A 6540-nucleotide genomic window follows, 5' to 3' on the forward strand; every position below is an offset into this window, starting at 1 on the left:
CGACCCGTCGTACGTCGCCACCGTGCTGCCGGCACTCAAGCTGGCGATGAAGGCCTACTTCCGCTCGAGCGTGCGCGGCATGGAGAAGGTCCCCGAGGGCGGTGCGCTCATCGTCGGCAACCACTCCGGCGGCCTGATGCCGATGGACGTCCCGATCATCGCGGTGGCCTTCGCGGACGCGTTCGGCGCCGAGCGCCCGCTGTACTGCCTGGCCCACGACATGCTCTTCACCGGGGTGGCCGGCCCGGTCATGCGGAAGTTCGGGTTCGTCAACGCCACCCGCGAGACGGCGCACGAGATCCTCACCTCCGGCGGAGTCACCATCGTCTTCCCCGGCGGTGACTACGACACCTTCCGCCCGACCCGCCGGGCCAACGTCGTCGACTTCAACGGACGCACTGGCTACCTCCGCACCGCGCTCAACGCCGGCGTCCCGGTCGTGCCGGTGGTCTCGATCGGTGGCCAGGAATCCCAGTTCTTCCTCACCCGCGGGGAATGGATCGGACGCCACTCGCCGCTGCGCAAGATCATGCGGACCGAGCTCTTCCCCATCGGAGTGGGCTTCCCGTTCGGTCTCGTGCCGGCGCCGCTCAACTTCCCGCTGCCCACCAAGATCACCACCCGGGTGCTCGACCCGATCGACATCGAGGCCGAGTTCGGCCCCGAACCCGACCTGGTCGAGGTCGACCGCGTCGTGCGTGACCGGATGCAGGACGCGCTCGTCGCCCTGGCGGCCAAGCGGCGCTTCCCGGTGCTGGGATGACCCCGGTGACCAGCATGCTCCGACGACTGCGCACCCAGTTGTGGGTCTTCAGGATGCTCGTCAGCAGCCGGATGCTGGTGCCGATGAGCCCGGCGAAGTACGTCCGGCTGGTCCGGGTCCTGCGTGAGCAGGGCACCAATGCGACGACCAGCTTCGCCCTCGCCGCCGTACGACGCCCGAAGGGCCCGGCGCTGATCGACGAGCGCGGCACGCTGAGCTGGCAGGACCTCCAGGACCGCTCGGCGGCACTGGCAGCGGGCCTGCTGGCGGTCGCAGGGGGCCCTGTCGAGACCGTGGCCATCCTGTGCCGCAACCACCGCGGCTTCGTCGACGCACTGCTCGCCAACTCCCGTCTCGGTGGCAGCGCGCTGCTGCTCAACACCGGTTTCTCCGGCCCGCAGCTGGCGGACGTCCTCGAGCGTGAGGGTGCCCGGGTGATCCTCTACGACGAGGAGTTCGCCGACGTCGTCGCCGACGCACGTTCGCGGATCGACGGACTCATCGAGGTCCTCGGCTGGACCGAATCACCTGTCTCCACGGGGGTCCTGAGCATCGAGGGCCTGATCGACAGCAGCGCCGGCCAGGCGCCGCCGAAGCCCGCGACGCGCGGCCGGGTCGTGCTCCTCACCTCCGGCACGACGGGGACCCCGAAGGGTGCGCGACGCAGCGGCGGGGGAGCCGACGAGCTCGCCGGCATGCTCGAGCTGATCCCGTGGCGCGGCGGCGAGACCGCTGTCGTCGCTGCCCCGATGTTCCATGCCTGGGGCTTCGGGCAGCTGGTCATCGCGGCCACGATGTCCTGCACCGTCGTCACCCGCCGCAAGTTCGACCCCGAGGCCACGCTGGCCCTGGTCGACCAGCACCGGGCGACCGCGCTGAGCGTGGTGCCGGTGATGCTGGAGCGGATCATGGACCTGCCTGCGGCGGTCCTCGACAAGTACTCGTTGCCGACCCTCCGCTTCGTCTCGGCGAGCGGCTCGCGGATGCGCCCGCAGTCGGTGCTGGCGTTCATGGACCGGTTCGGGGACGTCGTGCACAACAGCTACAACGCGACCGAGGCCGGCCAGATCAGCGTGGCGCAGCCGGCCGACCTGCGGCACGCGCCCGACACGGCAGGCAAGCCGGTGCGAGGCACCCTGCTGCGGGTCATCGATGACCAGGGCCGTGACGTGGCCACCGACGTGGTCGGCCGGATCCTGGTCCGCGGCGCCTCGCCCTTCGACGGCTACACGGCCGGCGCGGAGAAGGACTTCATCGACGGCTACATGGTCAGCGGCGACGTCGGCCGCCTCGACGCCGAGGGCCGGCTCTACGTCGTCGGTCGCGACGACGACATGATCGTGTCGGGCGGCGAGAACGTCTATCCGATCGAGGTCGAGAAGGTCCTCGGCGCGCATCCCGCGGTGCGGGAGGTCGTGGTCGTCGGAGTGGACGACGAGGCCTTCGGCCAGCGCCTGGTGGCCTACGTCGCGCTCGCCGACAGCGTCAACGACCCCGTCACCGGCGACGACCTCAAGGCCCACGTGCGCTCGCAGCTGGCCGGCTACAAGGTGCCGCGCGAGGTGGTGCAGTTGGACGCGCTGCCGCGGAACGCGTCGGGCAAGATCATGGTCCGCGACCTGCCGGCGGCGACCCGATGAGCACCCGTCCGGTCCGGCCGGCCATCGAGCGGATGACGGGCATCGACGCCGGTTTCCTCTACATGGAGACCCCGTCGGTGCACATGCACACGCTCAAGATCGCGATCCTCGACGCCGACGAGAGCCTGACCTACGACTCCTTCGTCGCCGGCATGCTGGCCCGCCTCAAGAGACTGCCGCCACTGCGCCGCCGCGTCGTCGAGGTGCCGTTCGGCCTCAACCACCCGGTGTGGGTGACCCAGAAACGGATCGACGTGCCGCACCACATCCGCCGCCACCGCATCGGCGGGGACGGCAGCATGCGGGACCTCGAGCGGCTGATCGGGATGATCGCCAGCACCCCGCTGCACCGTGATCGTCCGCTGTGGGAGCTGCACTACTGCGAGGGACTCGAGGGCGACAAGGTCGCCGTGGTCGGCAAGATGCACCACGCGCTGGCCGACGGCGCGGCGGCCAACGCGCTGCTCGCCAACGTCACGGACGTCCGGTCCGCTGCTGCACCCGAGGCGGTGCAGGAGGAGTACGCCACGACCGACCGGCTGCCCAGCCGGCTCAACCTGGTCCGGCACGCGTGGGCCGACGCCGCCCAGCAGATCACCACGATCCCCGGGCTGCTGCTGCGCACCCTGCTCGGCATCCTCGGTGTGCTCCGAGAGCGCCGCGCGGGAGCCAGGACGCCGGTGCCGGTGCTGCACGCCCCGCGGGTCTCGTTCAACGGGGCCCTCACTCCGCTGCGGTCCTTCGCGACCGTGACGCTGCCGCTGGCCGAGTTCAAGCGGATCCGGGTGCAGCATGAAGGCGTCACCCTCAACGACGTCGTCCTGGCCACGGTCTCCGGAGCACTGCGCCGGTGGATGGCCGACCACGACGAGCGTCCCTCGTCCTCACTCCTGGCCGGCGTGCCGGTCAGCGCCGACGAGCGCGACGCCGTACCCCGCCTGGGCGGCAATCGCGTCTCCAACCTCTTCACGACGCTGGCCACCGACGTCGACGACCCGGTCGCCCGCCTCCGCAAGATCTCCGAGACGACCTCGGCCGCCAAGCGGATCCAGGCCCGGCTCGGCACGACGATCCTCGCCGACTGGTCGCAGTTCACCCCGCCGCGGCCGTTCGCTGCCCTGGTGGGCGCCTACTCACGGCTGCGTGCCGCCTCGTGGCATCCCGCCGCCTTCTCGGCGATCGTGTCGAACGTGCCCGGTCCCCGGGAACCCGCCACCGTCGGCGGCGCCCGGCTCGCCGACCTGTTCAGCGTCGGGCCGCTCGTCGACGGCATCGGCCTCAACGTCACCGTCTGGTCCTACGTCGACCGGATGAACTTCTCGCTGCTCGCCTGCCCGGACCTGCTTCCGGACGTGCAGGTGCTGGCGTCGTACTTCCCCGCGGCGCTGGCCGAGCTCGACCTCGCGCCCGTCGCGCGGACCAAGACCCGTCGAAGGAAGATTTCTTGACCACCCGAGTGATGAAGTCCGCCGGACGACACGCGTTGCGCGGCTCGTACGTCACCGCCCGCGCCGGCGGCAAGGTCGCCGTGTACGGCGTCCGGACCGGCATCCGTCGCACGCAGCGGTTCCCGGCGCTGCCGGACCTGCCCGAGGGCCGCTTCCTGGACCTGCCCGGACGGGGCGAGGTCTTCGTCGTCGACACCGGCGCGCCCCACCCGGGTGCTCCGACGCTGCTGCTGTTCCACGGGCTGGCCACGACGTCGTACCTCACCTGGTTCAGCACGCTGGACCAGCTGCGGGGGAGCCACCGCATCGTGATGCTCGACCAGCGCTGGCACGGGCGGGGCATCGTCTCGGAGCGGTTCTCGCTCGAGGAGTGTGTCGACGACGCGGCAGCCGTGCTCGACGCGCTGGGGATCCCGGCGGTCGTCGCGGTCGGCTACTCGATGGGTGGCGCGCTGGCGCAGATGTTCTGGCGCCGGCACGGCGCGCGCACGGCAGGGCTCGTGCTCGCCTCGACCTCGGCGTGCTGGAACGCCAACCGGGGGGACGCGGTGTTCTACCCGGTGCTCGGCGCGGCCAACGACCGGTTCCGTGACCGCTACCGCGCGCGCGTGGGCGAGGTCCGCGCCTCCCTGTCCGAGCCGGAGCCGGCTGGACGCGAGATGTCGACCTGGGCGTGGCGGGAGTTCCGCAGCACGAGCGCCTGGGCGCTGCCGGAGGTGCTCGGCGTGCTGGGCAGCTTCGACGCCCGCCCGTGGCTCGGGGAGATCGACGTACCGACCGCCGTGGTCGTCACCGCCCGCGACCACGCCATTGCGACCGCGCGTCAGCGCGCGCTGGCGGCAGCGATCCCGGATGCCGCCGTCTTCGAGGCGCCCGGTGGGCACGCCTCGGTGGTGTTCGACGTCGAGCGGTGGCGCCCGGTGTTCCTGCAGGCCGTTGCCGACGTGGTGGCTCGTCTCGCTGGTTGAGGTGCGAGGAGCGCCAGCGCGAGCCTCGAAACCAGGTGAGCTGGTGCTGGAAGTGAGCTGCTACCCCTGGTGGACGTAGCTGTCGAGCTGGTCGCGCTCGAACTGCAGCTGGTCGATCTTGTGCTTGACCATGTCGCCGATGCTGACGATGCCGACCACCTGGCCGTCGGAGGTGACCGGGATGTGCCGGAACCGGCCCTCGGTCATGATCTTCATGACGGCGTCGAGCTCGTCCTCGGGCGAGCAGGTCTTCACCTGCGGCGTCATGATGGAGGACACCACGGCATTGATGACCGTGCCGTCGGTGTGCAGCGTGCGTACGACGTCCCGCTCGGACACGATGCCGTCGAGGGAGGTGCCGTCGGCACTCACCACCACGGCGCCGATGTTGTTCTCCGAGAGGGTCGCGAGCAATTCGCGTACGCCCGCGTCGGGGCGGATGGAGACCACGTCACGGAGTGACTTCGACTGGAGCACGTCGCTGATGCGCATGTGACCCACGCTACTCGTCAGCGGTCGGGCTCGTCACGGTCTTCGTCAGTGAGACGGTGCCGATGTGCCCGGAGGTCGGACACGCTGCCCGGCCCGGAGCGCGGCCAGTCGGGGTCGGTGCCCTCGTCGGTCACGCTCCCGAGGAACGACAGCGCCGCCTCGTGGAGGTGTCCGTTGCTGGCCAGGGCGTTGCCGCCCCACGGCCCGTCGGCGCCGTCCAGCGACGTGAACCGGCCGCCGGCCTCGCGCACGATGATGTCGAGCGCGGCCATGTCGTAGACCTCGAGCTCGGGCTCGGCGGCGATGTCGACGGCGCCCTCGGCGAGCAGCATGTAGGACCAGAAGTCGCCGTACGCCCGCGTGCGCCACACGCGGCGCATCAGCGTGAGCAGGTCGTCGCCGATGCCGCGGTCCTCCCAGCCGGTGATCGAGGAGTACGACAGCGACGCGTCCTCGAGGCGGCGGATGTCGGAGACGCGGCACTCGGTCGCCTTCATCAGGCCCTTGCCGGTCCAGGCGCCGTTGCCGGTCGAGGCCCACCAGCGGCGCTGGAGGGCCGGCGCCGAGACGACGCCCAGGACGACCTCGTCGTCGACGACGAGCGAGATCAGCGTTGCCCAGACGGGGACGCCGCGGACGAAGTTCTTGGTGCCGTCGATCGGGTCGATGATCCAGCGCCGCTGCGAATGGCCCGAGGTGCCCTGCTCCTCGCCGGTGATGGCGTCCCGGCTGCGTGCCTTGGAGAGGGTACGACGGATGGACTCCTCGACGGCCTGGTCGGCGTCGGTCACGGGGGTGAGGTCGGGCTTGCTCATCACGTGCAGGTCCAGTGCGCGGAACCGGGCCATGGTGAGCGAGTCCGCGTCGTCGGCGAGCAGGTGCGCCAGTCGCAGGTCGTCGGTGTAATCAGGGGCGGCCACAGGGGCACCCTACGGCGTGGGTCTGGATCCGCTCCCGTGTGGTGGTGCACTCTTCAACCATGGAGATCAACGGCGTCCCCCTGCACCCGCTCGTCGTCCATTCCGCCGTCGTGTTCACACCGCTCGCGGTGCTGGCGGCCCTGGCCTACGCAGTTCCGTCCTGGCGGGACCGCCTGCGCTGGCCACTGGTGGTCCTGGCGGCCATCTCGTTCGTCAGCATCTGGGTCGCCTTCTTCTCCGGCGAGGACCTTCGCGACGAGCGGTTCGGCCAGGTGACCGGACCCCTGGCCGAGCGGATCGAGGACCACG

General features: G+C 70.8%; 7 protein-coding genes. 5 read left to right on the forward strand and 2 right to left on the reverse strand.

Going from position 1 to position 6540, the window contains the following annotated elements:
- The 4 genes from ACOADB_RS15810 to ACOADB_RS15825 all read left to right on the forward strand — a co-directional run.
- The coding region (locus ACOADB_RS15810; RefSeq protein WP_378600458.1) for a lysophospholipid acyltransferase family protein at nt 1–763 on the forward strand (763 nt) is incomplete at its 5' end.
- A 14-nt stretch (nt 764–777) separates the two neighbouring features.
- Nucleotides 778–2403 carry an AMP-binding protein gene (locus ACOADB_RS15815; protein WP_378600667.1) on the forward strand — a complete coding sequence of 542 codons (1626 nt, stop codon included), beginning with the start codon at nt 778–780 and terminating at the stop codon, nt 2401–2403.
- The gene (locus ACOADB_RS15820) at nt 2400–3851 is read left to right on the forward strand and encodes a wax ester/triacylglycerol synthase family O-acyltransferase (protein ID WP_378600460.1); all 1452 of its coding nucleotides are present in this window, start codon (nt 2400–2402) and stop codon (nt 3849–3851) included. The genes ACOADB_RS15815 and ACOADB_RS15820 overlap by 4 nt, the downstream gene beginning before the upstream one ends.
- Nucleotides 3848–4819 (forward strand): alpha/beta fold hydrolase, encoded by a 972-nt coding sequence (locus tag ACOADB_RS15825; RefSeq protein ID WP_378600463.1) that lies wholly within the window; start codon nt 3848–3850, stop codon nt 4817–4819. The genes ACOADB_RS15820 and ACOADB_RS15825 overlap by 4 nt, the downstream gene beginning before the upstream one ends.
- A gap of 60 nt (nt 4820–4879) precedes the next feature.
- On the opposite strand, the gene ACOADB_RS15830 is transcribed toward ACOADB_RS15825, so the two are convergent.
- Nucleotides 4880–5311 carry a CBS domain-containing protein gene (locus tag ACOADB_RS15830; protein WP_378600465.1) on the reverse strand — a complete coding sequence of 144 codons (432 nt, stop codon included), beginning with the start codon at nt 5309–5311 and terminating at the stop codon, nt 4880–4882.
- 17 nt (nt 5312–5328) lie between these two features.
- Nucleotides 5329–6231, reverse strand: coding sequence for an inositol monophosphatase family protein (locus ACOADB_RS15835; RefSeq protein WP_378600468.1), 903 nt, complete (start codon nt 6229–6231; stop codon nt 5329–5331).
- 59 nt (nt 6232–6290) lie between these two features.
- Here ACOADB_RS15835 and ACOADB_RS15840 point away from each other — a divergent pair.
- Nucleotides 6291–6540, forward strand: a 250-nt coding sequence (locus tag ACOADB_RS15840) for a DUF2231 domain-containing protein (RefSeq protein WP_378600470.1), incomplete at its 3' end; no start/stop codon positions are given.

This window comes from Nocardioides sp. CPCC 206348 (assembly GCF_048654705.1).
In the GTDB taxonomy this organism is placed as follows: domain Bacteria; phylum Actinomycetota; class Actinomycetes; order Propionibacteriales; family Nocardioidaceae; genus Nocardioides.

Bases quoted from the DNA above. Each gene is read 5' to 3' on its own strand.
- ACOADB_RS15815 (WP_378600667.1), top strand. From the start codon at position 778: ATGCTCCGACGACTGCGCACCCAGTTGTGGGTCTTCAGGATGCTCGTC.
- ACOADB_RS15820 (WP_378600460.1), top strand. From the start codon at position 2,400: ATGAGCACCCGTCCGGTCCGGCCGGCCATCGAGCGGATGACGGGCATC.
- ACOADB_RS15830 (WP_378600465.1), bottom strand. From the start codon at position 5,311: ATGCGCATCAGCGACGTGCTCCAGTCGAAGTCACTCCGTGACGTGGTC.